Annotated in this window: 22 protein-coding genes and 1 tRNA gene; 8 read left to right on the forward strand and 15 right to left on the reverse strand. The window is 64.3% G+C overall.

All coding sequences use genetic code 11. The features are described 5' to 3' along the window. Window positions 1-4: 4 nt before the first annotated feature. Entirely contained in the window at window positions 5-685 is a 681-nt protein-coding gene (locus tag QM797_RS12830) for a mycothiol-dependent nitroreductase Rv2466c family protein (protein WP_502942334.1), read from the reverse strand. Between the two features lie 94 nt (window positions 686-779). On the opposite strand from QM797_RS12830, the gene pepN reads away from it, so the two are divergent. After that, window positions 780-3,353 (forward strand): aminopeptidase N, encoded by a 2,574-nt coding sequence (gene pepN / locus QM797_RS12835; RefSeq protein WP_283275988.1) that lies wholly within the window; start codon window positions 780-782, stop codon window positions 3,351-3,353. A 90-nt stretch (window positions 3,354-3,443) separates the two neighbouring features. On the opposite strand, the gene QM797_RS12840 is transcribed toward pepN, so the two are convergent. The 3 genes from QM797_RS12840 to QM797_RS12850 form a co-directional block, all read right to left on the reverse strand. Beyond that, a complete protein-coding gene (locus QM797_RS12840; protein WP_283275990.1) occupies window positions 3,444-3,920 on the reverse strand; it encodes a DUF5130 family protein in 477 nt (158 codons plus the stop codon). Then, window positions 3,907-4,158, reverse strand: coding sequence for an aa3-type cytochrome oxidase subunit CtaJ (ctaJ, locus tag QM797_RS12845; RefSeq protein WP_032379229.1), 252 nt, complete (start codon window positions 4,156-4,158; stop codon window positions 3,907-3,909). Before ctaJ ends, QM797_RS12840 begins: the two co-directional genes overlap by 14 nt. Before the next feature lie 81 nt (window positions 4,159-4,239). Next, window positions 4,240-4,902: an HNH endonuclease gene (locus QM797_RS12850; RefSeq protein ID WP_200936719.1), complete on the reverse strand. Its 663-nt coding sequence runs from the start codon at window positions 4,900-4,902 to the stop codon at window positions 4,240-4,242. A gap of 264 nt (window positions 4,903-5,166) precedes the next feature. On the opposite strand from QM797_RS12850, the gene QM797_RS12855 reads away from it, so the two are divergent. Next, window positions 5,167-6,093, forward strand: a complete 927-nt coding sequence (locus QM797_RS12855; RefSeq protein ID WP_502942336.1) for a mechanosensitive ion channel family protein — start codon at window positions 5,167-5,169, stop codon at window positions 6,091-6,093. A gap of 61 nt (window positions 6,094-6,154) precedes the next feature. Continuing rightward, complete coding sequence (locus tag QM797_RS12860; RefSeq protein ID WP_283275991.1) at window positions 6,155-6,550, forward strand: globin; 396 nt, start codon at window positions 6,155-6,157, stop codon at window positions 6,548-6,550. 12 nt (window positions 6,551-6,562) lie between these two features. Here QM797_RS12860 and QM797_RS12865 read toward each other — a convergent pair whose 3' ends face one another. Beyond that, the gene (locus QM797_RS12865) at window positions 6,563-7,030 is read right to left on the reverse strand and encodes a cupin domain-containing protein (RefSeq protein ID WP_283275993.1); all 468 of its coding nucleotides are present in this window, start codon (window positions 7,028-7,030) and stop codon (window positions 6,563-6,565) included. 212 nt (window positions 7,031-7,242) lie between these two features. Between QM797_RS12865 and QM797_RS12870 the strand changes: the two genes are divergently transcribed. Next, window positions 7,243-8,826 (forward strand): glycoside hydrolase family 13 protein, encoded by a 1,584-nt coding sequence (locus QM797_RS12870; protein ID WP_283275994.1) that lies wholly within the window; start codon window positions 7,243-7,245, stop codon window positions 8,824-8,826. On the opposite strand, the gene QM797_RS12875 is transcribed toward QM797_RS12870, so the two are convergent. From QM797_RS12875 to QM797_RS12910, 8 genes are all read right to left on the reverse strand, one after another. Next, window positions 8,823-9,512 (reverse strand): DUF8010 domain-containing protein, encoded by a 690-nt coding sequence (locus tag QM797_RS12875; protein ID WP_283275995.1) that lies wholly within the window; start codon window positions 9,510-9,512, stop codon window positions 8,823-8,825. The genes QM797_RS12870 and QM797_RS12875 overlap by 4 nt on opposite strands. Continuing rightward, window positions 9,505-9,969 (reverse strand): acyl-CoA thioesterase, encoded by a 465-nt coding sequence (locus QM797_RS12880; RefSeq protein WP_057479853.1) that lies wholly within the window; start codon window positions 9,967-9,969, stop codon window positions 9,505-9,507. Before QM797_RS12880 ends, QM797_RS12875 begins: the two co-directional genes overlap by 8 nt. 56 nt (window positions 9,970-10,025) lie before the next feature. Continuing rightward, window positions 10,026-14,861, reverse strand: a complete 4,836-nt coding sequence (locus QM797_RS12885; RefSeq protein ID WP_283276108.1) for an NAD-glutamate dehydrogenase — start codon at window positions 14,859-14,861, stop codon at window positions 10,026-10,028. A 140-nt stretch (window positions 14,862-15,001) separates the two neighbouring features. Further along, complete coding sequence (locus QM797_RS12890) at window positions 15,002-15,412, reverse strand: acyl-CoA thioesterase (protein ID WP_283275997.1); 411 nt, start codon at window positions 15,410-15,412, stop codon at window positions 15,002-15,004. 1 nt (window position 15,413) lies between these two features. Continuing rightward, window positions 15,414-17,093, reverse strand: coding sequence for an energy-dependent translational throttle protein EttA (gene ettA, locus QM797_RS12895; protein ID WP_283275998.1), 1,680 nt, complete (start codon window positions 17,091-17,093; stop codon window positions 15,414-15,416). Window positions 17,094-17,219: 126 nt separating this feature from the next. Beyond that, window positions 17,220-17,705, reverse strand: coding sequence for a single-stranded DNA-binding protein (locus QM797_RS12900; protein ID WP_283276000.1), 486 nt, complete (start codon window positions 17,703-17,705; stop codon window positions 17,220-17,222). Window positions 17,706-17,874: 169 nt separating this feature from the next. Beyond that, the gene (locus tag QM797_RS12905; protein WP_283276001.1) at window positions 17,875-18,507 is read right to left on the reverse strand and encodes an IMPACT family protein; all 633 of its coding nucleotides are present in this window, start codon (window positions 18,505-18,507) and stop codon (window positions 17,875-17,877) included. A 10-nt stretch (window positions 18,508-18,517) separates the two neighbouring features. Continuing rightward, window positions 18,518-20,314 (reverse strand): ABC transporter ATP-binding protein, encoded by a 1,797-nt coding sequence (locus QM797_RS12910; RefSeq protein WP_283276002.1) that lies wholly within the window; start codon window positions 20,312-20,314, stop codon window positions 18,518-18,520. A 98-nt stretch (window positions 20,315-20,412) separates the two neighbouring features. On the opposite strand from QM797_RS12910, the gene QM797_RS12915 reads away from it, so the two are divergent. After that, window positions 20,413-20,838, forward strand: a complete 426-nt coding sequence (locus tag QM797_RS12915) for a MarR family winged helix-turn-helix transcriptional regulator (RefSeq protein ID WP_283276003.1) — start codon at window positions 20,413-20,415, stop codon at window positions 20,836-20,838. A gap of 10 nt (window positions 20,839-20,848) precedes the next feature. Here the strand turns inward: QM797_RS12915 and QM797_RS12920 are convergent, their stop codons facing one another. Together QM797_RS12920 and QM797_RS12925 are read right to left on the reverse strand one after the other, a co-directional pair. Continuing rightward, the gene (locus QM797_RS12920; RefSeq protein ID WP_283276004.1) at window positions 20,849-22,912 is read right to left on the reverse strand and encodes a bifunctional copper resistance protein CopD/cytochrome c oxidase assembly protein; all 2,064 of its coding nucleotides are present in this window, start codon (window positions 22,910-22,912) and stop codon (window positions 20,849-20,851) included. Between the two features lie 44 nt (window positions 22,913-22,956). Continuing rightward, the gene (locus QM797_RS12925; protein ID WP_283276005.1) at window positions 22,957-24,114 is read right to left on the reverse strand and encodes an XdhC family protein; all 1,158 of its coding nucleotides are present in this window, start codon (window positions 24,112-24,114) and stop codon (window positions 22,957-22,959) included. A 134-nt stretch (window positions 24,115-24,248) separates the two neighbouring features. Between QM797_RS12925 and QM797_RS12930 the strand changes: the two genes are divergently transcribed. From QM797_RS12930 to QM797_RS12940, 3 genes are all read left to right on the forward strand, one after another. Further along, window positions 24,249-24,321, forward strand: a tRNA-Arg gene (locus QM797_RS12930). Window positions 24,322-24,391: 70 nt separating this feature from the next. After that, the gene (locus QM797_RS12935) at window positions 24,392-25,534 is read left to right on the forward strand and encodes a N(5)-(carboxyethyl)ornithine synthase (protein ID WP_283276006.1); all 1,143 of its coding nucleotides are present in this window, start codon (window positions 24,392-24,394) and stop codon (window positions 25,532-25,534) included. A gap of 13 nt (window positions 25,535-25,547) precedes the next feature. Beyond that, window positions 25,548-26,657, forward strand: a complete 1,110-nt coding sequence (locus QM797_RS12940; protein ID WP_283276007.1) for a methyltransferase — start codon at window positions 25,548-25,550, stop codon at window positions 26,655-26,657. Window positions 26,658-26,728: the final 71 nt, after the last annotated feature.

The following is a 26,728-nucleotide window of genomic DNA, read 5'->3' on the forward strand; positions in this document are numbered from 1 at the left end:
GCGATCAGTCGAACTGCGGATCCTCGTCACGCGTGCGCTTGAGCTCGAAGAAGTGCGGGTACGACGCGAAGATCACCGATGCGTCCCACAGCTTGCCTGCCTCTTCGCCACGCGGGATTCGAGAGATCACCGGGCCGAAGAATGCGACTCCGTTGACGTGGATCGTCGGGGTGCCCACGTCAGGGCCCACCTTGTCCATTCCTGCGTGATGGCTGGTGCGCAGGTCCTCGTCGTAGTCGGTGCTTTCGGCTGCCTTCGCCAGATCGGCAGGCAGGTCCAGTTCGGCCAACGACTCGGCGATGACGACGTCGAAATCCTTGTTGCCCTCGTTGTGGATTCGCGTACCCATGGCGCTGTACAGCGGCGAGAGGATCTCGTCCCCCTTCAGCTTCGCGGCGGCGATAGCCACCCGAACCGGGCCCCACGCCTTCTTCATCATCGCGGCGTATTCCTCGGGCAGATCGCGACCCTCGTTGAGCACGGCCAGGCTCATCACATGGAAATTCACGTCGATGTCTCGCACTTGCTGCACCTCGAGAATCCAGCGCGAGGTTATCCAGCACCACGGGCACAGTGGGTCGAACCAAAAATCCGCAGTGTCTTTCTGTCCTGAACCGGCCACTGTCCACTCCTTGGAAGTCGAGGTCAATATCTCTTCTTGCGGTAACAACCGCCCACCGCGCATACATTCCGCACTACCGGTCGGCCAGCGCGGGCCACTCGTGACGTGATGGGATGGACGGCACTACCCATAACTACACGAAGAGGTGTCGACTGAAGTGGTTGCTCCCAACCTGACGCGTGACCAAGCCTCCGAACGTTCGGCGATCATCGGGGAAACGAAGTACGCGATCGTTCTCGATCTCACCGACGGCGAAGGCAATCCGGGCGAGAAGACATTCCGCTCGCTCACCACCATCACGTTCGCGGCCACCGCCGGATCGTCGACTTTCGTGGACATCATTGCGAGCACGATTCGCTCCGCGACGCTCAACGGCACCGCCCTCGACACTGCGAACTACGACGAGTCGACGGGCATTGCACTCGAGAATCTGGCCGAACACAACGAGCTCGTGATCGACGCGGACTGCCTCTATTCGCACACCGGCGAGGGCCTGCACCGATTCGTCGATCCGTCGGACGGTTCGGTGTACCTGTACTCGCAGTTCGAGACCGCCGATGCCAAGCGCATGTTCGCCTGCTTCGATCAGCCCGATCTCAAGGCCACCTTCGACCTGAAGGTCACCGCTCCGGAGAGCTGGACCGTGATCTCCAACGCCGCGCACGGTGCCGAGCCTGCCGCGGGCGAGCACGTATTCGACACGACCCCGCTGATGAGCACCTATCTCGTTGCGCTGATCGCCGGACCGTACGCGGAGTGGACCGACTCCTACACCGACGACCACGGCACCATTCCGCTCGGAATCTACTGCCGCGCAACGCTTGCGGAGCACATGGACGCGGAGCGGCTGTTCACCGAGACCAAGCAGGGCTTCGGTTTCTACCACGAGAACTTCGGCACCCCGTACGCCTTCGGCAAGTACGACCAGCTCTTCGTACCGGAGTTCAACGCCGGTGCCATGGAGAACGCCGGCGCCGTCACGTACCTCGAGGACTACGTCTTCCGGTCCAAGGTGACACGCGCCTCGTACGAGCGTCGCGCCGAGACCGTGCTGCACGAGATGGCCCACATGTGGTTCGGCGATCTGGTGACCATGACGTGGTGGGACGACCTGTGGCTCAACGAATCGTTCGCCACGTTCGCATCGGTTCTCTGCCAGTCCGAGGCCACCGAGTACACGAACGCGTGGACCACGTTCGCCAACGTCGAGAAAGCCTGGGCGTACCGCCAGGACCAGTTGCCCTCCACGCATCCCATCGCTGCAGACATCCCCGACCTGGCCGCGGTGGAGGTCAACTTCGATGGCATCACCTACGCCAAGGGCGCGAGTGTGCTCAAGCAGCTGGTGGCCTACGTGGGCAAGGAAGACTTCCTGGCCGGGTTGCGGGCCTACTTCGTCGACCACGCCTTCGCCAATGCCACCTTCTCGGATCTGCTTGCTGCACTGGAGAAGTCGTCGGGTCGCGACCTGTCCGACTGGGGCACGCAGTGGCTGCGGACCACCGGCCTGAACACCCTGAGCCCGGACTTCGACGTCGATGCCGACGGTAAGTTCACGCGCTTCGCGGTTCGGCAGAGCGGTGCCGCACCGGGTGCTGGCGAGCATCGAGTCCACCGCATCGCGGTCGGCATCTACGACGACGTCGACGGCAAGCTGGTGCGCACCGACCGAGTGGAGCTCGATCTCGATGCAGCCGAATCGACGAATGTCGATGCGCTGGTCGGCGTCTCGCGAGGCAAGCTGGTGCTGGTCAACGACGACGATCTGACGTACTGCGCGGTGCGTCTGGACCTGGACTCGCTCGACACGCTCCTGTCTCGAATCGGCGACATCGCCGAGCCACTCCCCCGCACGCTCGCGTGGTCGGCAGCGTGGGAGATGACTCGATCGGCCGAGATGAAGGCCCGAGATTTTGTGGCCCTCGTCCAGCGCGGAATCGGCGGCGAGACCGAAGTGGGTGTGGTGCAACGCCTTCTGTTGCAGGCACAGACTGCCATCACCAGCTACGCCGATCCGGCGTGGGCGTCCGAGCACGGCACTCCCGAGTTCGCCGACGCGCTGCTGGAACTGGCTCGCGGTGCCGAGGCGGGCTCGGACCATCAACTGGCGTTCGTCAACGCCCTGACCGGGACCGAACTCCACGACCGCCACATCGACGTGCTGCGTGCCCTGCTCGACGGTGATGCCGACGGTCAGTCACTGTCCGGCCTCGGCGTCGATACCGACCTGCGGTGGCGAATCGTCACGGCGCTGGCCGCGGCCGGAGCGATCGACTCCGACGGGCTCGACTCGCCGGTCATCGATGCAGAAGCGGGCACGGACAACACAGCCGCCGGAGCGAGGTCGGCCGCGGCTGCGCGGGCCGCTCGACCGACCGCGGAAGTAAAGGAGCAGGCCTGGACGACCGTCGTCGACGACGACTCGGTGCCGAACATCACGGCGCGCTCGATCATCGGCGGCTTCGCGGGCCCCGGCCAGGGCGAGTTGCTCGAGCCCTACGTCGCCCGCTACTTCGATGCCATCGCGGGTGTCTGGTCTCGTCGATCCAGTGAGGTAGCGCAGACCGTCGTGATCGGGCTGTACCCCTCCTGGTCGATCAGCGAACAGTCGCTCGCGGCCGCGGACGGGTTCCTGGACGGCGAACTGCCTCCGGCACTGCGTCGCCTGGTGATCGAGGGAAGGGCCGGCGTCGTCCGGGCTCTCGCAGCACGGGAGTTCGACGCGAGCTGATCGCTCCCGAAGATACGACCAGGGCCGGTTGCTCCACCTCGAGGTGGGGCAACCGGCCCTGGTCGTGGAAGCGCGCTCAGAAGGCGAAGGCTAGGGACTGAGGATGGACGCAGCCATCACCCGCACGGAGGCGACGAGACCGTCGATCAGATTGCCGTCGCGGAACGGGCCGAGGGCGGCCGTCACACCCAACTGTGCAACCCGGTCGGTCGCTCGGTTGGATACTCGCTTACCGCTGCGAATCTCGAGGGCGTGCCGATTGGGGTCGACGGCGATCAGAATCGATCGAACGGCGTCGGGTGTCCCCGGAAACACCGACTCGACACCCACGGCCGGATTCTCACCGAGATCACCGATGTAGATGTTGAACCGAATCTTGGTCTGCCGAGTAGCCTCGGTCAGCGCGTCGTCGAGGGCCACCAGTTCCTGCGTCGCAAAAGGCAGGTGCACCGGACTGACCGTCCCGAACTCGTGAGCAACCGAGACGCGACCACTCGCGGTCACAGCAGCCCCGAACGGCAGGTCCTCTTCGTTGATGTCGCTGCGGACGAGTTCACCACTTGCCACTTGCAGCACCTCCGATCGAGTCGGCTGCGTCGGCATCGTGCGATCCGTGGCCTCCGAAGGGAGTCACCTCGTCCGTTGCGCTCCACAGCAATGGCTCGCGCGTCCACTCGTCCGTCAGTCGGTAAGGAGGAACATCCATACCGGGCTGCTTGTCGGTCAGGTAGGACAACGCGCCGATGAGTCCGATCACCGCAACCGGAATCACCCCGAAAATCAGCGTGGTCTCAAAAATGCTCACAGGGTGTGACGTTAGTCGACAATTGCGCGTCGGACCACGTCGGGGCCGGTGTTGTGACCGAAATGGTCGTACAGCTCGCCGTCAGGCCGCACCCTCCCCGAGATACGCCAGCCAACTGGGGTCCAACTCCTTCGTCGTCGCCAGCAGACGCCAGTGCGGACCCTTCGGTGGCACCAGCTGCGCGCGCAACGTCCACCCGATCTCACTGAGGAGTTTGTCGGCCTTGCGGTGATTGCACGACGCGCAACACGCGACACAGTTCTCCCACGAGTGACCGCCTCCGCGGCTTCGCGGCACCACGTGGTCGACCGTCTCCGCCTTGCTCCCGCAGTACGCGCATCGAAAGCGGTCGCGATGCATCAGCGCGGCGCGGGTCATGGGCACTCGTGCCCGATACGGAACGCGAACGAACGTCCGCAGCCTGATCACCGACGGCACCTGCACCGAGAATCCGGCCGATCGAATGAACGGTCCTTCCGGATCGTCGTGCACCACGTCGGCCTTGCCACAAACGAGAAGAACCACCGCCCGGCGCATCGGAAGCGCGGTCAGTGGTTCGAATGTGGCGTTGAGGAGCAGCACACGGCGCTTGACCCACGCCGGTACGGCGTCGTCGCCCGTGGCATCGTGGGCCGTCGGCACCACGCGCAGCGGAGAAGCCCCCGAGGCCGTCTCACGCTGGTCGTGCGCGGTGCGGCCCTCAGTGGGCGGGAGTTGTCGGTGGCGGTGTTGAGAGTTCTTCATGCGTTACTCCAGAAGCAGTCGGCGCCCGCGCATGGCTTGCGTGGAACACGGTTCACAGTGGAACACGAATGCACCGCCCGCGCACAGCCTTTTTCTCCGCATTTCCTGTTGCCGATCGGTGAACATTTCGCATCCTCACGCTCGGGACGGCCGAACGCCGCCGCCATGCGCTGCATGACTGGCGAGAATTCTGGGTCTCCGTAGACTTTTCGGGTGTCTGTATCAACCCTTCTGTCCGCATCACCCCTTTCCGAACCGTCGCTTCTGCGCGAGCTCGACACCCGAGCCTTCGAGCTGACGGATACCGGACGCGACTGGCTGGTCGATCGGCCGCTGCAAGTTCTCGGTTATCTGGTCCTCGCCATAGTGCTTCGCCTGTGTCTGCACCGGATGATCAACCGTTTCACCGACAACAGCAGCGGAAAGTCACCGATCCTGCTGCGCCCGCTTCGCGACCGCTCGTCCGGCACCGTCAAGGGCGCAATCCTCAACGAACGACGCAAACAACGGGCCAGCACGATCGGCTCGGTGCTCAAGTCGGCCGTCTCGGTCATGATTCTCACCTGGTTCGTGCTCTCCGTTCTCGACGTTATCGGCGTCAACGTGGCACCGTTCATCGCGTCCGCGGGAATCGTGGGTGTCGCACTCGGATTCGGTGCCCAGAACCTGGTGCGAGACTTCCTGTCCGGAATCTTCATGCTGCTCGAGGATCAATACGGAGTCGGCGACGTGGTCGACCTCGGTGAGGCCACCGGCACCGTCGAGAGCGTAGGTCTGCGGGTCACCACGATCAGAGATATCAACGGCACGGTGTGGTACTGCCGCAACGGCGAAGTTCTGCGCGTAGGCAACATGAGCCAGGGCTTCGCGGTCGCCGTTCTGGATCTACCCATCTCGCACACGGCGAACATCGAGCACGCATGCGAGGTGGCCGAACGCACCACTGCGTCGTTGGTGAAGTCCGGCGACTTCGACAGCGACATCCTCGAACCGCCCGAGATGCTCGGAGTCGATGCGGTCAGCGCGGACACCGTCACCATCCGCATCACGATCAAAACGCGCCCCGGACGCCAGTGGGCCGTCCAGCGCCGCCTACATCAGGACATCCTCGAGGCCTTCGACGACGCAGGCATCAAAGCGCCGTACGCGTTGGGACGTCCGGGTGGGGTCGCGGCCGAGTCCGGCTCCTGAGGGACAATGATCGGAAGCGACGCCGATCGAGGCCACTGTCGAACGCAAAAGAGAGAGTGTGATGACCGAACCGCAGCAGACGTTCTACGACGCGATCGGCGGTGCCGAGACGTTTCGGTTACTCACGGCGAAGTTCTACGAGGAAGTCGCCAAGGACGAGATCGTTCGCCCGCTGTATCCCGAGGAGGATCTCGGACCGGCCGAACGGCGGATGCGGATGTTCCTCGAGCAGTACTGGGGTGGTCCGCGAACCTACTCGGACGAACGTGGCCATCCTCGATTGCGGATGCGGCACAACCCTTTTCGGATCGGGCCGATGGAACGAGATGCATGGCTCCGATGCATGCACATCGCGATCGCGTCCATCGACGCGTCGGTGTTGGACGCCGCACACCGTGCGCAGCTCACGGACTACATGGACATGGCCGCGAATTCGATGGTGAACTCGGCTATCTGAGCAAACAGGTGGTCACAGCGACCCGACGCGCTGCGGGCTCTTTCCACCGACAGCGGTCTTGAGTTTGCCCATGCGGGCGCGTAGGGAACCGGCAATCTTGAGAGCGAAGGTCACCGGCCGGGGCAGGTGCTGACGGAGGATGGCGTGCTTGCGCACGTAGTTCTCCACGTGCCATTCGGTCCAGGTGCCCGCGCGAAAGAGCGCAGCGTCTCCGGCGACCAGGGTGCGCGGTGCGTGATCGTCACTCGAGACAGTCACCGAACCGTCCATGATGTGCACGATCTCGTCGACCGCGAAGAACCAGCGGAAACGGCCGGCCGTGCAGTCCCAGACGTTGGTGGTCGTCGTGCCGTCGATGCTCTTCGACCACTCGGCGACGCGCGCGCGAGGGTTCCCTTCGAGAATCCAGGTCGGCTCGATGGGACTGTCACCCAGCGCGATGTCTCCGAGTCGTACGGCTTCGATGGTCGACGTAGTCATGGCGTGGGTCGCGTCCTCATCGTCGGGCGCGGCTTGAAGCCGCTGCTGGTTTCCGATGCAGAACATACAACACTTTCCAAAGCCACAGGCACGTGTCGGTCATGTGAATGAGCACAAAGCTTTACTCGACGTTGACCCGAAGTGTCCGGTCCAGCTGACCCCCAGCGCCCCTGAATCGTTCCACGGCCCGTCGTTTGGCACTATTGCCAGTTGTGACCGATCCGATCGAGAGCTCCGAGTTGTTGTGGTGGCAGGACGCCGTCTTCTACCAGATCTATCCCCGGTCTTTCGCGGACTCCAACGGCGACGGGGTCGGTGACCTCGACGGCATTCGGGACAAGCTCGGCTACCTCGAATTGCTGGGGATCGACGCCGTCTGGATCGGCCCCATCACCCGATCGCCGATGGCCGATCACGGATACGACGTGTCCGACCCCCGCGACATCGACCCCCTGTTCGGAAGCCTCGAAATCTTCGATGCGCTGGTCGACGAAGCGCATGCTCGCGACATCAAGGTCACGATGGATCTGGTGCCCAATCACACCAGCATCGAGCACCCGTGGTTCCGGTCGGCTCTGACGGCACCGCGCGGCAGTGCCGAGCGGGCCCGCTACATCTTTCGCGACGGGCGTGGTGACGATGGTTCGCAGCCCCCGAACAACTGGCCGAGTATCTTCGGCGGCCCGGCCTGGACCCGTATCACCGAGTCCGACGGCACCCCAGGGCAGTGGTACCTGCACATCTTCGCGCCCGAGCAGCCGGACCTGAACTGGGACAACCCCGAGGTGTTCGACGATTTCGCGCGCACATTGAGGTTCTGGCTCGCCCGCGGCGTGGACGGATTCAGGCTCGACGTGGCACACGGCATGGCCAAACCAGCAGACCTGGGCGATATGAGTCTCGAACTCAACGCCCTGATGAAAAACGACGACGACGATCCTCGGTTCAACAATCCCCACGTGCACGACCTGCATCGACGAATCAGAGCCGTCATGGACGAATTTCCAGGAACAGTGACCGTGGGCGAGATCTGGGTTCAGGACAACGTCCGGTTCTCCGAATACATCAGGCCGGACGAGCTGCACCTGGGATTCAACTTTCGTCTGGCCAGTGTCGATTTCGATGCCGAGACCATCCGCGACGCCATCTCCAACTCGATCGCCGCCGTCGAGCTCGTCGACGGCACTCCGACGTGGACGCTGTCCAACCACGACGTCGAACGAGAGGTCACCAGGTATGGCGGCGGGGACCTCGGCCGCACCCGCGCCCGCGCCATGATCCTGGTCGAATTGGCCCTTCCCGGAACGATCTTCGTCTACAACGGTGCCGAGCTCGGGCTGCCCAACGTGCGACTGCCCGACAGCGCGCTTCAGGACCCGGTGTGGGAACGCTCGGGGCACGCCGAACGGGGACGCGACGGCTGCCGGGTGCCGATGCCCTGGGAAGGACACGAGCCGCCGTTCGGGTTCTCCTCCACCGATCGAACCTGGTTGCCGATGCCGCCGGAGTGGAACGGGCACACCGCCGAAGCGCAACTCGAAGACGTCCATTCGATGCTGAGTCTGTACCGCACGGCTTTCGAGCTCCGAGCTCTGCGTCCGGAATTCACCGGTGCCGGAATCGATTGGTACGGAGCGCCTCCGGGCTGCCTGGCGTTCCGTCGACGTGGAGGTCTCATCTGCGCCCTGAACGCATCCGACGAGCCGATCCCCCTGCCTCCTGGCGAGTTACTGCTTGCCAGTGCACCACTGGTGAACGGCCGACTCGACGCCAACGCTGCCGCCTGGCTCGTCTAGCGCTCCACCGTCAGCGACAACTGGTGCCCCGCGCGGCGAACGTACACCGAACCGTAGCGGGCATCGAGGCGTAACCACACCCGGGATACGCGTACCCGAACCACCTCGTCGGCGGCGATCCGATCCGGATCGACGTCGATCGTCATGGGGTCGCTGCCGCTATGAGGCACGAATCCCATTGCCGTCAAGGCAAATACGGTGCGCATCGAGATCGATACCTCGTCGACGTCGCCGGCGACGTGCAGCACCTCCTGTTCGAGCAGCGAACTCGGCGGGCCGTGGCTGCTTCCGTGCTCCTTCGCCAGTGCCGCACCGCGTTGCGCAAGCCCGACGAGTATCCGGGCCGGCACATCGTCGAGGTGCTCGAATCCGCCGTCCGGCGGTAGTGCTCCGCGCCATGCAGAGTCCATCGAGAATCCGGGGTCCACCACACCGTCGTCCGCGTGCTGCAGTGCGGCAGCCAACACGTCGGCCCCCGCGCACGTATCGTCGGGCACCACGGTACCGGTGACCACCCGTGCCGCCAGCGCATCGAATCCGGTGCTCGCCCAACAGGACACGCCACCGTCCGCACGGGTTCGCATTCGGATCACCGCCGCCTCGTCCAACCGCAACGCCTTGGTGCAGAACGTCGCCAGATTCTCCCGCTCGACCGCATCGGGAACGGTCAGGACGCGCTCATACACGCTGCCAGCTCACCAGAAACGCACGCTCTTCGGGGGTGAGCCGGCGCAACCGCTGTGCATCGATATCGAAGGCTGCGATCTGCGTCGAGGCCACCACGGCCGCAGGAGTATCCAGCGATGCACCCCGCGCCCGCACCTCGTATCCCACGACGAAGTCCACCGCACGGACCGCATCGATCCACATGAAGACATCCAGGGGACCGTCCTCGTGCCGAAGCTGGCCTCGATACTTCACGTGCAGATCTGCGATCACTGCTCCGTGGCGCAGATTTGCCGTCGGCCTACCGTCCACCAACAGCCATGGGATGCGCGCCTCTTCGAGAAGCGTCACCATCCGGGCATGGTTGATGTGTTGGTACACATCCATATCCGACCACCGCACATCCACAGCGGCATGAAAGCCCACTCGCTGAGTTGCAGGTCGTTTATCGGACAGATGGTCGTCGGGCACACTCACGTGGTCGTATCCTCTTCTCGGTCGAGTGTCGCGGATTCCACTGCTCCGGATTCGGGTCAGGGCATCATGTTGCGGACCTGGCGGGCGGCAACCGACAGCGTTGCCAAGTCCAGGGTTCCCGACTCGGCGATCTCGGTCAACGCAGCACGCGACCTCGCCAGGCGCGAGGAATTGGTCGATTCCCACTCCGCGATCTTCTCTGCCACCGACTCGTCCGGTTCACCGCCGGCCAGCACGGCCTGCGTGATTCCTCGGAGCGAGGAATACAGGTCGTCGCGAAGAGCCAAGCGCGCCAACGAGTGCCAACGATCTCCACGGGCCAACTTCGAGACGGCCGTGAGCAGCCAGTCGATTCCGATGTGCGCGTCGAGAGCGAAATAGAGCTCGGCTACCTCGGCTCCGTCTCGATCGACGATGTCCGCAATATCGATGATGTCGAGTAGGCAATACACGTCGAGCAGGCCGTAGATGCGCCGGGCCAGCTCGGCCGGTGCACCCCGTTCGATCGCGGCCGCCGACCGCGCGTCGAGATCACTGGCCTGGTGCCCGGAGATCCACGTGGACACCGACGGTTGCAGGGCCCGCACCTGACCGGCATACCGACTGATCTCCGCTCCGACAGCCAGGGGCTGTGGGCGGTTGGCGAGCAACCAGCGCGACACACGATCGAGCATGCGACGCGATTCGAGCAGCAATTCGGCCGAGACTGCGGTCGGCACGTCCGCGGCACGGATGGAGTTCCACACCTCGTCGAGCCCGAATATCTCGGTGGCTGCGGCGAACGCACGAATGGCGTCGGTGCCCGCCGCACCGGAATCCTCGGTCAGCCTGTAGGGGAACGTGATTCCGCCGCAATCGATGGCCTCGTTCGCCAATGTCGTCGCCACCAGCTGACGCCGGAGCGGATGCGCCTTGATCGCCTCGGCGTACGGCTCCCGTAGCGGTTCGGGGAAGTACTTGGGCAACCGCGGAGCAAAGACGTCGCTATCGGGGAGCTCGCTGTCGAGCAACTCCGCTTCCAACGCAAGCTTCACATGTGCCATCAACGTGGCGAGTTCCGGCGACGTCAGTCCTCGACCGTCCTGCTTTCGTCGTCGTAGATCGGCCTCGGCCGGCAGGGCCTCGAGCTCACGGTCGAGTCCCCGACGTACTTCCAGATCCTCGATCACCCGACTGTGCACGGTGACGAGACTGGGCGCATCGAACCTGGACGTGCCGAGCAGTTCGTTCTGCATGATGTTGTCCCACAACACCAGTCGGCCCACCTCGTCGGTCATGGACGCGAGCAACTCGTCTCTGTCCTCACGTGCCAGGTTGCCGTTGGTGATGGCCGTCTCCAGCAGGATCTTGATGTTGACCTCGTGGTCGGAGCAGTCGACGCCCGCAGAGTTGTCGACTGCGTCGGTGTTGATCTTGCCGCCGGCAGCGGCGTACTCGATACGTCCCAGCGCGGTGGCACCGAGGTTGCCGCCCTCCCCCACGACGGCGGCCCGGACATCGATCCCGTCGACGCGAACCGCGTCGTTGGCCTTGTCGCCCACCTCTGCGTTGGTCTCGGTGGACGCCTTGATGTAGGTGCCGATTCCGCCGTTCCACAGCAGATCGGCGGGAGCCTTCAGGATCGCGTTCACCAATTCCGGCGGAGACAACGACTCGACCGAGTCCCCCAGGCCGAGCGCCGCACGTGCTGCTGCGCTGATGGGAACCGACTTACGCGTCCGCTCCCACACTCCGCCGCCCTCGCTGATCAGCGAGGTGTCGTAATCCGCCCACGACGACCTCGGCAGCGCGAACAGGCGCTCTCGCTCGGCGAACGACGACTCCCGCTCCGGGTTGGGATCGAGAAAGATGTGACGATGATCGAAGGCGGCGAGCAGGCGAATGTGCCGGCTCAGCAGCATTCCGTTCCCGAAGACGTCCCCGCTCATGTCGCCGACGCCGACGACGGTGAAATCCTGACTCTGCGTGTCGATTCCGAGCTCACGGAAGTGCCGCTTGACGCTTTCCCACGCGCCCTTGGCCGTGATACCCATGGCCTTGTGGTCGTAGCCCGCCGACCCGCCGGAGGCGAAGGCGTCGCCGAGCCAGAAACCGTACTGCGCGGCAACGTCGTTGGCCATGTCGGAGAACGTCGCGGTGCCCTTGTCTGCGGCGACGACGAGGTAGGTGTCGTCTCCGTCGCGACGCACGACGCCCTCGGGTACCGACACCGAACCTGTTGCCCGATCGAGATTGTCGGTGATGTCGAGCAGCCCGGCGATGAACAGCCGATAGCAGGCCTTGCCTTCCTCGGCGTATGCCTGGCGATCTCGATCGGCTTCGCCGGTGACCACCGGCGGCCGTTTGACGACGAAGCCGCCCTTGGCCCCGACCGGGACGATGACGGCGTTCTTGACCATCTGCGCTTTCGCCAGCCCCAGAATCTCCGTGCGGAAGTCCTCACGTCGATCCGACCAGCGCAGGCCGCCGCGGGCCACGGCACCGAATCGTAGGTGCACTCCCTCGACGCGGGGCGAGTAGACGAAGATCTCGAATTTCGGCTTCGGCTTGGGCAATTCGGCGATCGATTGCGGGTCGAACTTGAGCGAGAGGTACTGACGACGGCCGTCGGCTCCCATCACGAAATGGTTGGTGCGCAGTGTCGCGCGGATCAGCTCGAACATGCTGCGCAGAATGCGGTCGGCATCGAGGCTGACGACCTGGTCGATCAGCTCCCCCAGCTGGGTGCCGATCGCCTGCGCGTTCTCCTCGGAGCTCACCTCGGGGTCGAACTGCGCCTCGAACAGGCCGACCAGCAGCCGCGCCGTTCGCGGATGCGTCAGCAAGACACCCTCGATGTTGAACTGACTGTAGGGAAAACCGGCCTGGCGCAGGTACTTCGCGTATGCACGCAACACCACTGCCTGCCGCCAGTGCAGGCCGGCGCGCATCACCAGTTCGTTGAACCGGTCTGCCTCGGCCTGCCCGCTCCACACCGCTGCGAATGCATCGGTGAAGCGGTGCTGAACCCGGCTCTCACGGTCGGCGGTACCCGCCTCGGACAGCTCTGCGTCGATGTCGCCGTCGATCGCCGAGCGCAGCATCTCTCGCGAAGCAGACAGCCCGAAATCGTATATCCAACAAGACATTCCGTCCGGTCGCACCACCGGGTACGGCCGTTCGTCGTCCACCTCGACCCCGAGGCTCTGCAGGATGGGCAACACCTGAGACAACGAGACGCCCGCGCCGCCGATGTACAGCGAGAAACGCCAGCTGCCCACCGCGGACTGCTCGTTGCGATAGAGCTGCATGTCGATCGACTCGTCGCCGAGCGCTTCGAGGCGAGCAATGTCGGTCACGGCCCTTGCCGGACTGAAGTCCTGCTTGTAGGCCTCCGGGAACGCATCGGTGTACCGCTGAATTCGGAGCGGATCGACCGTACGGTCGAGGGACACGGCGTCGCCGAGCGAATCTTCCCAGGTTCTGGTGGTCTCGGTGAGGGCCGTCTCGATCCGGGTGATGTCCTCGGGCGAAAGCTCCGTCGCCGCCGTCCCGGGTGCCCGACGCACGGTCACGTGCAACAGTGCCAGATCCGATTCCGTCACGCGCGCTGTGTAATCGAGTGAGGTTCCGCCGAGTTCGCGGAGCAATCGATCCTGGATGGCAAGGCGGACGCGGGTGGTGTAGCGATCTCGCGGCAGATACACCAGGGCAGAGACGAACGAGCCGCTGGCGTCGGGCCGCACGAACAGCTTGACCTTGCGACGACGGCCGAGCGCCAACACGGCACTCGCCGTCTCGAACAGCCACGCCGCCGTAGTGGCGAACAGTTCCGAGCGCGGCATCGATTGCAGCACTTCGAGCATGGCCTGACCCGAGAACGATCCGAGATCGTGCCCTGCGCGGGCGATCACCGAGCGCACCCGCCGCTCGATGACCGGAATGTCGAGCACGTTCTCGTGCAGCGCGGTCACGGTGAACACGCCGACGAAACGATGTTCGGCGGAATCGTCGTCGAGAACACTCACGAAATAGGGGTAGACGGCACGATGCACCGTGGCCGGACTCGCTCCTTGGGTCAACGCCACCAGATCGCGCTGTCCGACAGGTTCCGAACCGTCCACGTGATGCACCGAGTCGCGTAGGACCCCGAGGCTGCTCGACTCGTCGCCGGTTGCGGTCCGGTCACCGTCGACGTGATCGATGCGGTACCGCCGGTAGCCGAGCAGCGTGTAGTGGCCGTCTCCGAGCCAGCGCAGCAACGCTGCTGCGTCGCGATGTTCGACGGCACTCTCGGGATCCGCAGCGTCGGCCCGCTGAGCGACCTCGTCCAGGCGATCGGACACCTCTGCCTGCACTCGACGCATCCGATCGGTGTCGCCGACGACCTGACGCACGTCGGCGAGTACGCGGCTCGCCTCCGACTGGAGCCGAACGACCGCGTCTTCGGAGGTGGAGGGATGGAGTTGAACGTGGATCCAGGACTCGTGCGATCCGCTCGAGCTCAAAACGCCAGTCAATACGCCGTCGGCCTCGCGCGAAACCGACAGAATCGGGTGCACCACGTCGGTGTACTCGATGCCGAGACGGGCGAGGAGCGAAATGATCGATTCGACGAGGAGCGGCATGTCGTCGGTGACGATCTGCAGATAGCTGCCGGCGGCCTGCTGCGCTGCCGAACCCGACTCACTCGGACGGTGAACGGCTACGTTCGCCGTCCCCGGCCGACGCTGGGCAGCGAGCCGAACGTGCCGACGGAACGACGTGATGTCGGGCGCATGTGCAGACGCCCCGACGGCGGTGGTGTCCACGTGCTCGAAGTACTCGGCGCGCAGGTTCTCCAGCTCGCTCAGAAGTCGGTCGTCGAGCCCGTCGGCCCAGTCGTTGTCGGTCAGGTCCAGCGAGCGCGGCATGGTGTTCGAGTACTCCCTCGTGAGGATTTTTCCCGACGCCCGCCGATCGCCGGTCGTCGATGACTCCTCGACCTTAGTGTCGAACACCCTGTTACCGCAGTGACCTCGCGGACCCAGCGCGTCAGAACTACTCGACAGCTCTATCCGGCGTGGAGGTACTGGGTGAGAAGACCGCGCTCGTGCTCGTCCAAGGGACGCGATGACGAGGTATCGAGATCGAACGCAACCATCAACGCCTCGGCATCCGCGCAGACGGTTCCGTCGCGGTCGGTCACAACGTGTCGGACGCCGTAGGAGGTGTTCCCGATCCGAGTGATCCACAGTTCGATCGTCAACGGTCCCGAGTCGTCGAGTATCGGATGCAGAAAATCGGTGGTCAGCTTGCGCACCACCGCCGCGCCACGTACCCCCGGCCCCCCGAAAGCCGCGTTCAGAAACTGAACGCGGCCTTCCTGGAGGTATTCGACGAACCGGGTGTTGTTGACGTGCCCGAGGCGATCGGAATCTCCCCACCGCACCTCGAGAGTGCAGGTGAAGGTCCTTCCCGACATGTCAGTCCCTGGTCAGCTTCCGGTGTGTGACGCGATGCGGACGTGCTGCGTCGGGCCCGAGCCGCTCGATCTTGTTGGCCTCGTAGCCCTCGAAGTTGCCCTCGTACCAGTACCACGCTGCCTCGTTGTCGCCGAAGCCACCTTCCCACGCCAGGATGTGTGTGCAGGTGCGGTCGAGGAACCAGCGATCGTGCGAGATGACCACGGCGCAACCGGGGAATTCCTCGAGCGCGTTCTCGAGCGATCCGAGCGTTTCGACGTCGAGGTCGTTGGTCGGCTCGTCGAGCAGGACCAGGTTGCCGCCCTGCTTGAGCGTCATCGCCAGGTTCAGACGGTTCCGCTCACCACCGGAGAGCACTCCGGCTGGCTTCTGCTGATCGTGGCCCTTGAATCCGAACGAGCTGATGTACGCACGGGACGGGAACTCGGAGCTGCCGACGGTGATGAAGTCCAACCCGTCGGAGACCGTTTCCCAGACCGTCTTCTTCGGGTCGATGCCCGAGCGGTTCTGGTCGACGTAGCTGAGCTTGACGGTCTGCCCGATCTTGACCTCACCGCCGTCCGGCTCCTCGAGGCCGACAATCGTCTTGAACAACGTCGTCTTACCGACACCGTTGGGTCCGATGACACCCACGATGCCGTTGCGCGGCAACGTGAACGAGAGGTCCTTGATCAGCACGCGACCGTCGAAGCCCTTGTCGAGGCTCTTGACCTCGACGACGACGTCGCCGAGTCGCGGCGGGTTGGGGATCTGAATCTCGTCGAAGTCGAGCTTCCTGGTCTTGTCGGCCTCGGCTGCCATTTCCTCGTAGCGAGCCAGGCGAGACTTGCTCTTGGCTTGGCGAGCCTTGGCACCGGAACGAACCCAGGCGAGTTCGTCCTTGAGGCGCTTCTGCAGCTTCTGGTCCTTCTTGCCCGAGACCTCGAGACGCTCGGCCTTCTTCTCCAGGTAGGTGGAGTAGTTGCCCTCGTACGGGTACAGGTGTCCGCGGTCGACCTCGGCAATCCACTGCGCGACGTGGTCGAGGAAGTACCGATCGTGGGTCACGGCGAGAATGGCACCGGCGTAGGCGGCCAGGTGCTGCTCGAGCCACAGCACACTTTCGGCGTCGAGGTGGTTGGTGGGCTCGTCGAGCAGCAGCAGATCAGGCTTGCTGAGCAGCAGCTTGCACAGCGCAACACGGCGCTTCTCACCTCCGGAGAGGTTGGTGACGGGAGACTCGGGCGGCGGGCAGCGGAGCGCATCCATAGCCTGTTCGAGCTGAGAGTCGATCTCCCAAGCATCGGCGTGGTCGAGCTTTTCCTGCAGCTCGCCCATCTCCTCCATCAGCTCGTCGGAGTAGTCGGTGGCCATCAGCTCGGCGATCTCGTTGTAGCGCTTGAGCTGGACCATCGTTTCGCCGAGACCGTCCTCGACGTTCTCGCGAACGGTCTTGGTGTCGTCGAGAACCGGCTCCTGCATGAGGATGCCGACCGACGCACCGGGAGCGAGGAACGCCTCACCGTTTCCGGGCTGATCGATTCCCGCCATGATCTTGAGGATGCTGGACTTACCGGCGCCGTTGGGGCCGACGACGCCGATCTTCGCTCCCGGGTAGAAGCTCATCGTCACGTCGTCGAGGATGACTTTGTCGCCGTGCGCCTTGCGCACCTTCTTCATGGTGTAAATGAATTCAGCCATGAGGGCCAGCTTATCGGTGCGAGCGCGTCCGAACACCATCGCCCGAGAAGGTACCCAGCCCGCATCCGCCGTCCACACTCGATCGCAGCTTCCGATGCAGCGTGGACGGCGGATGCCGGCAGTCGTTCAGGCCGGTACCGACTCTCGGACGTCCTCGTCGATCGATTCTCGGTCCTCCATCGACTCCCGATCGCTGTCGAGGGGTTCCGCCGCTCCAGGATCCCCGTCCGTCGCCGCCTCGGGCACCACTGCTTTGGTCCGATGGATCGAGACGTTGCACCGCGCGAGGTCCGGTCCGACCGCACTGGCGCTCATCTCGAGATCAGCGCGCTCGAGTCCGTCCCGGTTGGTGTATTCGTTGGTTCGCAATTGTCCGTAGGCGATGATGGGATCGCCCTTCATCAGCGAGGCCCCCACGCCGCGCACCAGACGGCGCCAGCACGTGACCGTCAGGTAGAGGGTTCCGCCGTCGGTCCACTCACCCGTGTTGCGGTCCTGACGCCGAGCGTTGCTGGCCATCCGAAAGCTGAGGACTTCGTCGCCGGTGGGTGTGGACCGCTTGACGGGGTTGGTGATAACTGTGCCGACTACGGCGCATTGTGCTTCGTACATGGTTCTCTGCCCTCTCGATTGAAGTATCGCGTGATTGCGATCGAGATCGAGACTGCTACGCGCAGGACGTCCGTGGTGAACGTGTTCGCAAAATGTGGACAGACGCGCGCCCTGTGGATGAACGGCCCGGATCGGGGCTCGTCGGACCCCACAGTGTCGGTGGACTGTGCTAGTCCGGAATTTCCACGTACATGTGTCCGCTGCGCACCGGGGCCACGCGTCCGGAAGTGAGCGAAGCAACAAGTGCCGCAAGCGAATCGGCGTTCGCAGCCGCGACGGTCAGAACCGCACGGGCCGCGTAGAAAGTCCCCACCACGAATACTCCGTGCCCGCGCAGTTCCGATTCGACTCGACCCACCTCGGCGTGATCGAGTTCGAGCGTCAGGATTTCGCGTCGCTCCCGGGTGAGAAATGCCGCTCCGGTCAGCGCCTCGATCACCGCGCCGGAGTAGGCGCGGGCCAGGCCACCGGTGCCGAGCTTGGTTCCACCGAAATATCTGCTGACCACTGCGACGACATTCGTCAGGTGATGCCCACGCAGCACCTCGAGCATCGGCATCCCTGCCGTGCCACCAGGTTCACCGTCGTCGTTGGACCGCTCGATGCGCGGATCGGCGGATGATGCGTCGACCATGAACGCCGAACAGTGATGCCCAGCAGCAGGATCGGCCTTACGGGCGCATTCGATCATCACCCGCGCGTCTGCTTCGGTGGCCGCGCGATCGACGACCGCGACGAACCGAGACTTCTTGATCTCGATCTCGCACTCGACACGGCCCGCGATGGTCCGCAGTGGGATCACTCGGTCTCGATCATGCAGCCACACTGTCCACGACATCGTCTGCGGCTCGGACCAATTGGGCGTACATGCCGTCGAGCTCCAACAGAGATTCGTGGCTTCCGACCTCGCGAACGACCCCGTGGTCGAGTACTGCGATGCGGTCCGCGCCGCGCACCGTGGACAACCGGTGCGCGATGAGGATGGTCGTTCGACCTTCCATCAAACCGTCGAGAGCCGTTTGCACTGCACGTTCGGTGCGGTTGTCGAGGGCACTGGTCGCTTCGTCGAGCACCAGAATCGGCGGGTTCCGCAATACGGTTCGCGCGATCGCGATCCGCTGCTTCTCACCACCCGAGAACCGGTATCCGCGCTCACCGACCATCGTGTCGTAGCCGTCGTCGAGTCCGTCGATGAAATCGTGAATCTGCGCCGTTCGGGCGGCTGCGACGATCTCCTCGTCGGAGGCATCGGGTTTGGCGAACCGCAGATTCTCCCTGATGGTGGCGTGGAACAGGTAGGTCTCCTGCGAGACGACGCCGACCAGGTCGGCGATGTTCTCCGACGCCATCTCCCGCAGATCGATGCCGTCGATGGTCACCGATCCGGACGTCGGATCATGCAGTCGCGCAACGAGATAGCCCAGAGTCGTCTTACCCGATCCGGTGGCACCGACCAGGGCGAGAGTGCTTCCGGCCGGGACCTCGAGGTCGATGTCGCTCAGGGTAGGAATTGTCGCCGCGGCATAGGTGAAATCGACGCCTCGAAAGGCGACGTCGCCGTGTACGTCCTCGCGGGGCAGCGCCACCGGTTGCGCCGGCTCGGCAACGTCGATCGGAAGATCGAGGTACTCGAACACCCGCCCGAACAGGGCGAGTGAGGCCTGCACCTCGACCCCGGTGTTGAGCAATTGCATGGTGGGCCGGAACAATTGAGTTTGCAGAGCAGTGAAGGCGACCAGAGTTCCGATCGTCAAGGCACTCCCCTGGCCGATGGTGATGCCGGCGAACCAGTACACCAGTGCAGGCATGACAGCGAAACTGATCGCGATGGTGGCCATTCGCCACTTTCCCGCCATCATCGCTGCGAGCTCGACGCCGGCCACTTCGTGGGATCGGTCGGCGAACTTCTCGGTCAACACCTGTGCAGAACCGGTGGTCTTGCCCAGCAGAATGCCGCTGACAGAAAGGGATTCCTCGATCTGAACAGACAGATCACTGAGTAACTTCTGTCGCCTGGTCGAGATCTTGCGGCGCTCGTCACCGATGCGGCGCGCTACGCGAACGAATACCGGCAGGATGATCAACGAGAACGTGGCGAGTTTCCAGTCGAGCAGGAAGAGTGCGATCACCGTCGCGACGACGGTGGTTGCGTTCTGTGCGATGGACGTCGCGGTGTTGGTGACGACCGATTGCATACCGCCGATGTCGTTGGCGATACGCGATTGCACCTCACCGGTGCGCGTACGAGCGAAGAATCCGAGGGACTGCCGCTGCAGGTGCGAGTAGACCTGTACGCGGAGGTCGTGCATGAGCTGCTGGCCGACGCCGTTGGACATCCAGGTCTGTACGACGCCGAGGGTGTTGGTGGCGACTGCAACTGCAATCATGCCGAGCGCGATGAGGGTGACGAGAGTGACGTCACGGTCAGGGATTGCATGATCGAGGAGTTCGCGAAGGAGTAAGGGAGAGGCGAGGGCGATAATTGCACTGGCCACGATGATCACGCTGACGATGGCGATCTTGCGCCGGTAGGGCGTGAACAGAGCCAGGACTCGGCTGACGGGTGCTGGATCGGTTTCGGGAAGAGAACGTTCGGGTCGGCTTTCCAAGTAGGCCTCCGGGGAAGTTGAACTGCAGGGTCACTGAAGTAATATGCAGAGGTTACCTCACTATGAGGTTGCGAGCAACCCTCGCTATGATCCGTTTCATGGAACCCGGACAGTCGACCAATCTGAGCGAGAGTTTCATGGCTGTCGCCCGTCGCATCCGGCGCAGCCACATGAGTGCCCTCGAACCGTTCGGACTCAATCCCTCACAGAGCCGGGCTCTGCACGTCCTGGCCCGCGAGCAGGAATCGATGCGTCTGCGCGATCTCGCCGAGCACCTCCGCATCGTGGCGCGATCGGCAACTGACATCGTCGACTCGCTCGAAGCGGCGCAGCTGGTGACGCGGCAGCCGGATCCGAGTGATCGGCGGGCCGTGCTGGTGACGCTGACCGATACCGGTCGCGCACTGCTGGACCGGATCGACGACGCGCGTCGTCAGGTGTCGTCCGAGATGTTCGACGGCCTCGAGTCGGCCGAACGCGTCGAGCTGAATCGGCTACTCGCCAAGATCGCCGAGAGCGACTGATCCCGCTCGGCTAGCTTCCGCCCGTCTGATCTCGTCGGGCGAGCTCGGCGAACATCGCATTGTGGGCCGCCAAGTCTGCGTCGTGATCGCGTTCGGCGGCGCGGTCGCCGCGCCTGGCATCTCTGTCGTCACTCCGAGACCACTGAATCAACAGCGCCAACATGACAAGCACAAGCGGAATTTCGCCGGTGGCCCAGGCGATCCCGCCGCCGAGCTTCTGATCTCCGAGCAGATCGGAGTTCCAATCCAGTCCGAGGGTCCGGTAGAACCAGCCACCCATGACGGTGTTCATGCTCATCAGGGCCACGCCGAAGAACGCATGGAACGGCAGCGATCCGAACACGACTGCCAGCTTCGTGACCGGCGCGATCTTGCGCGGCGACGGATCGACGCCGATGACGGTCCAGTAGAACAGGTAACCACTGAGCACGAAGTGCAGGTTCATCAGCAGGTGGGCACCGTGACTGTCCAGCACTGCTCCGAATATCCCGCCGAGGTACAGCACGTAGAAGCCGCCGACGAAGATCAGCGCCGCCACAAGTGGGTGAGTCACGAACTGCGAAATTCGACTGTGCAGGCCGATCAGCAACCACTCGCGCATTCCGGGGACACCGTCCTTGCCTGCTGCGGGCAGGACTCGCAACGCCAACGTCAGCGCTCCGCCGAGCGCGAGGAGGACCGGCGCCAGCATCGAGAGCATCATGTGCCCGGTCATGTGCACGCTGAACACCGCGGTGGAGTAGCGACCGATTCCCGAGGACGTGCTGATCAGCAGCGTGAGGCAGCCCAGAATCCAGGCGACGGTGCGGCCCACCGGCCACGCGTCGCCGCGCAGCCGCAGACGACGAACGCCGATCAGGTACACCACGGCCATCACGATTGCGGCGGTGCCGAAGATCAGATCGAAGCGCCAGTCGAAGGCCATTCGTGCGAACGTGGGCGGGCCGCTCAGGTCGTATCCGAGTGCCGCCTCCGCGGGTGTGAGGTTGGGATCGATCTCGGCCGGCGGGGGTGTGCGCCCGAGCCCGACGGCCAGGCCGATGGTCGCGGCGAGAACGAGCACCTCGGCCCCTGCGAAGCGAAGCATCGGTCCGCGCGCAGTGGGGTCGGCGACAAGCGCGGGCAGTGCCCGACGACGTTGCATCCACCCGAATCCACCGAGCACGATCAACGCGACGATTTTCCCCACGATCAACAAACCGTAGGTGGTGGTGAACAGGTCGGCGATCGAGACCCGAACCAGCGCATTGATGACGCCGCTGATACCCATGACGACGAAGCAGATGCCGGCGATGGTGGAGAACCGGCGCGCCGCGACGTCGGAGTGCGCGCCTCCTCTGCGTACGTGCGCCAGCAACGCGAACAGACCACCTGCCCACAATGATGCAGCCCCCAGGTGCAGGATCAGGCTGTTGGTCGCGACATCGTGCGACCCGCCCGCCGACGAGTGGCCGCTCAACGCGATCGGCAGCAGCGTCGCGAGGGAGAACCCGAGTAGTGCGGGGGTCCAGGACCACCGCAACACCGTGCGCGAGAAGATCGCCAGCACCACGGCCATGATCGCTGTCCAACGCCACGCACTGGCAATCTCCACTTGATCGAGCGCGATCCACAGATTCGCCGGCTTGATGGCCTCCGTGAACGGCTGGCCGGAGGTGTCGGACAACGTCAGGGGCACGAGGAGAAGCGAGCACACAGCCCAGACGATGGATGCGACCGAGCCGGTGCGCACCGCCCGGTAGCCGTCTACGTCGAGGACGCCGTTCTTCTGCGGCGGCACCAGAAACGCTGCCAGCAGGAAGGACCCGATGGCGATGACGGCGGCGATCTCTCCGATCGCCCGTAGCGCGGGCAGACCGTAGGTGGTGGCCGGGCCCGGGTCCGGGATTCCGAGCAACACCAACGCGTCGGAAGCGGAGAGCATCACGATGAGGGCGGCCACCACACCGGCGATGACGCCGGCAGTGACGAACACCGTCGTGGTGGCCGAACGCGGTTCCCCGTCCGTCCGTATATCGCCCGCCGAGAGTTCAGCGGTCGAGGGTTCGGTCTTGTCGAGATCCGGCGTTGCCATACCACCAGAGTAGGAGGTGATCGGCGATACTCGAAAGGCGAGTCCTACACAGCGTCGTACTTGCCCCCGTGCCCGTCCTCGATCGAGTCGTGGTGAATGCGGCCGTGTCGGGCGCCCAGAGGTTCACCGGTGCCGCCCCAGCGGCGCGCGATGATCTCCGCCGCGATCGATACCGCGGTCTCCTGAGGCGTACGCGCACCGAGATCGAGACCGATCGGGCTGGCCAGCCGGGAGAGTTCGGACTCGGTCAGCCCCGCAGCCCGCAACCGAGCCGTGCGGTCGTCATGAGTGCGGCGTGAGCCCATCGCACCGACGAAAGCCAGGGTCGGCAGGCGCAACGCGACCTCGAGTAATGGCACATCGAACTTGGGGTCGTGGGTGAGCACACAGACAACGGTCCGCTCGTCCAACTCGCCCGCCGACCACTGCTCCGCCAGGTAATCGTGCGGCCAGGCGACGACGACCTGTTCGGCGGCGGGAAATCGCTGCGGGGTGGCGAAGACGGCACGCGCATCGCAGACGGTGACGCGGTAGCCGAGAAAAACACCCTGCTGCGCCACCGCAGCTGCGAAATCGATTGCCCCGAACACCAGCATTCGGGGCGGCGGTGCGTGGCTGGACACGAACACCTCCATGCCCTCACCTCGTCGCTGACCGTCGGGCCCGTACGTCAGGACGGCCGAACGGCCCGCTGCCAGAAGCCCTTTCGCGTCGTCGGCGATGGCAGCGTCGGCCCGCGCACTGCCGAGCGAACCGCGGGTGCCCGCCTCTCCGACGACCATCCTTCGGCCGATGCGTTCCGGATCGGTGTGCGAAACCACGGTCGCCACCGCGACGGGAATGTTGTCGCGCACGTCCGCCACGACAGAGCCGAGTTCGGGGAACGCCTGTTGGGAAAACACTTCGACGAAGACGTCGAGCGTTCCGCCGCAGGTGAGCCCGACGGCGAACGCCTCGTCGTCGGACACTCCATATCGAGTGAGAACCGGAGTTCCGGTCCGCAGGACGTCCTGCGCGAGTTCGTAGACCGAGCCTTCGACGCAGCCGCCCGACACCGACCCGGAGACCGTCCCGTCCGAGCCGACCAGCATGGCCGCCCCGGCGGGACGCGGTGCAGAATCGAACGTGCGGATCACGGTTGCCACCGCTGCGATGTCGTCGGACTTCCATGCGCGCATCGCGTCGTCGAGGATGTCGTGCATCGAACCTCCTTCGACCTGCTTCGGACCGCGTGCTTTCCCGCTACGGCCGTCGCCCAACCCATGCCTGCGCGATCGACGTATACGGAAAGGTACACTCGTCAACCGTGCTCGAGCGGGTTCGCCCGTACGTGCCAGCCTCCGTAGCTCAGGGGATAGAGCAAGGGCCTTCTAATCCCTTGGTCGCAGGTTCGAATCCTGCCGGGGGCACTCTCTGACCAGCAGGAACGCAAGACGCTTCGGTTTGCTGTGGTTGACTTCGCATAACGAAGGGTCACACGTGCATCAGCTCACTCTCGGAGTCCTCTCACGTTCGCGCAAGCCCGATGAGCGTCGACTACCGATTCATCCACTTCATTTCGATCGAATCGACGCCGATATCCGCGCCCGCATGTTTCTCGAATCCGGCTACGGCGAACCGTTCGGAATTTCGGACGAGCACCTCGCCGGCCACGTGGCAGGCGTTCGCACACGCGAGCAGCTCATCGCCGACTGCGATGTGATTCTGCTGCCGAAGCCACAGGCGGAGGACCTGTCCGAATTGCGACCGGGCCAGATCCTGTGGGGTTGGCCGCACTGCGTGCAGGACCGGAAGCTCACGCAGATCGCCGTCGATCGCAAGCTGACACTGATCGCCTTCGAGGCCATGAATCACTGGACGCAGGATGGTTGGTTCAATCTGCATGTGTTCCACAAGAACAACGAGCTGGCCGGCTACTGCTCCGTGTTGCACGCATTGCAGCTGATCGGATCCACGGGCGACTACGGCCGTAGGTTGCGTGCCGCAGTCATCGGATTCGGTGCAACGGCCCGCGGTGCGGTCACCGCCTTGAGCGCGCACGGCATTCACGATGTCGACGTCCTGACGCAGCGCGGCGTAACCGCGGTGAGTTCGCCGATCCATTCGGCCAACATCGTCAATTTCGATCTCGACGACGCCGATCCTCGCCAGAGTCGAGCACTCACTCCGGACGGTCGAGTTCCATTGTCACACTTCCTCGGCGACCACGACGTCATCGTCAATTGCGTTCTGCAGGATACCAATTCACCATTGACTTTCCTGACGAACCAGGACCTACCCACTCTCGCACCGGGCACCCTCGTGGTGGACGTCTCCTGCGACGAGGGTATGGGATTCGAGTGGGCCAAGCCCACGTCGTTCGCCGATCCCATGTTCACAGTGGGCGACAACGTGCGGTACTACGCCGTCGACCACAGTCCGTCCTATCTGTGGAATTCGGCCACCTGGGAGATCAGCGAATCGTTGTTGCCGTACCTGCGGATCGTGCTCGACGGCCCCACGGCCTGGAGCAGTGATGCCACCATCGAGCGAGCGATCGAGATCAGGGGCGGCGTCATCGTCAACCCCAATATTCTTGCCTTCCAACATCGCAGTGCGGAGTACCCGCACACTGCAGCGTGAACGAGAGCGCGGCGTGAGCATCACCTGGGTCGAGGACGATAGCGAACGCACCTCCCGCTGGCAGTCGGAGAACGGCGCTCCCGCGCCTCGTGTGGTGCGCATCGTCGACGATTCGACGACCGCAGACGTGGCCTACAAGCTGGCCACGATCGGCGAGGCCATGCTGTGGCGCGGTGACTACAACAATGCGCGACAACTGTTGTCCGCGATGACCCGTCGGGTACCGCCGGCCAAACGGTCGCCCGATGCCTCGCCCGCCCAGCAGTTTCATCTGCATCGCCAATACCAGGCGCGCCGCGCTCGAGTGCTCGGAATGCTTCTGGTGGAACTCGATTCGAGTGCCCGCCTCGATCTCGGCCGGGCACCGGATGTCCAGGCCGCAGTATCGGAGGCCGTCGGCCCCGACGCCGCGCCGTGCGTGCTCTCGTTGCGCGAACTCCTCGGCATGGTCGGTGCACACGAGTGGCGTCGCAAGGGCGTCTTCGTACCGGCTCTGGACGCCTCGATTCACCCGCACTACGGAGTCTTCTCCCCCATTCGCGGCGAGTACATCCAACTCGTCGCCGACACACCGCTGCCTCCCACGGACCGCGCGTTCGACATCGGTACCGGCTCGGGCGTTCTGGCTGCAGTACTCGCCCGCCGCGGCGTGAGCTCGGTGGTCGCCACCGACAAGGACCCGCGATCGATCTCCTGTGCACGAGAGAACATCGATGCGCTCGGTTATACCGATCGAGTCGAGGTAGTGCAGACCGACATCTTCCCGTCCGGCCGCGCTGGGCTGATCGTGTGCAACCCGCCCTGGATCCCCACAAAACCGACGTCGGGCATCGAGCACGCGGTCTACGACCCGGGCTCGCGGATGCTCAAATCCTTCCTGAGCCGCCTAGGTGGGCACCTGACATCGAACGGCGAAGCATGGTTGGTCCTGTCCGACCTCGCCGAACTGCTCGGATTGGTCACGCGCGCAGACCTTCTCGGCGCTTTCGACGCGGCAGGGCTGGTGGTTGTCGACCGTAGCGACACCACACCGACGCACTCGCGAGCCACCGACTCCTCCGATGTGCTGCACGAGGCCCGCTCGCGCGAGACCACGTCGCTGTGGCGACTGCGCCGCCGCTAGCCCCCCCCGTACCCGAGACACGACGAAGCCGCCCGAGCAAGGCTCGGGCGGCTTCGTCGTCGGTTGGTAGA

Origin of the sequence: Rhodococcus sp. IEGM 1381 (genome assembly GCF_030056795.1) — a bacterium.
In the GTDB taxonomy this organism is placed as follows: domain Bacteria; phylum Actinomycetota; class Actinomycetes; order Mycobacteriales; family Mycobacteriaceae; genus Rhodococcoides.

Bases quoted from the DNA above. Each gene is read 5' to 3' on its own strand.
- QM797_RS12830 (WP_502942334.1), bottom strand. From the start codon at position 685: ATGCGCGGTGGGCGGTTGTTACCGCAAGAAGAGATATTGACCTCGACT.
- QM797_RS12850 (WP_200936719.1), bottom strand. From the start codon at position 4,902: ATGAAGAACTCTCAACACCGCCACCGACAACTCCCGCCCACTGAGGGC.
- QM797_RS12860 (WP_283275991.1), top strand. From the start codon at position 6,155: ATGACCGAACCGCAGCAGACGTTCTACGACGCGATCGGCGGTGCCGAG.
- QM797_RS12865 (WP_283275993.1), bottom strand. From the start codon at position 7,030: ATGACTACGTCGACCATCGAAGCCGTACGACTCGGAGACATCGCGCTG.
- QM797_RS12885 (WP_283276108.1), bottom strand. From the start codon at position 14,861: ATGCCGCGCTCGCTGGACCTGACCGACAACGACTGGGCCGACGGGCTC.
- QM797_RS12890 (WP_283275997.1), bottom strand. From the start codon at position 15,412: ATGTCGGGAAGGACCTTCACCTGCACTCTCGAGGTGCGGTGGGGAGAT.
- ettA (WP_283275998.1), bottom strand. From the start codon at position 17,093: ATGGCTGAATTCATTTACACCATGAAGAAGGTGCGCAAGGCGCACGGC.
- QM797_RS12900 (WP_283276000.1), bottom strand. From the start codon at position 17,705: ATGTACGAAGCACAATGCGCCGTAGTCGGCACAGTTATCACCAACCCC.
- QM797_RS12915 (WP_283276003.1), top strand. From the start codon at position 20,413: ATGGAACCCGGACAGTCGACCAATCTGAGCGAGAGTTTCATGGCTGTC.
- QM797_RS12920 (WP_283276004.1), bottom strand. From the start codon at position 22,912: ATGGCAACGCCGGATCTCGACAAGACCGAACCCTCGACCGCTGAACTC.
- QM797_RS12925 (WP_283276005.1), bottom strand. From the start codon at position 24,114: ATGCACGACATCCTCGACGACGCGATGCGCGCATGGAAGTCCGACGAC.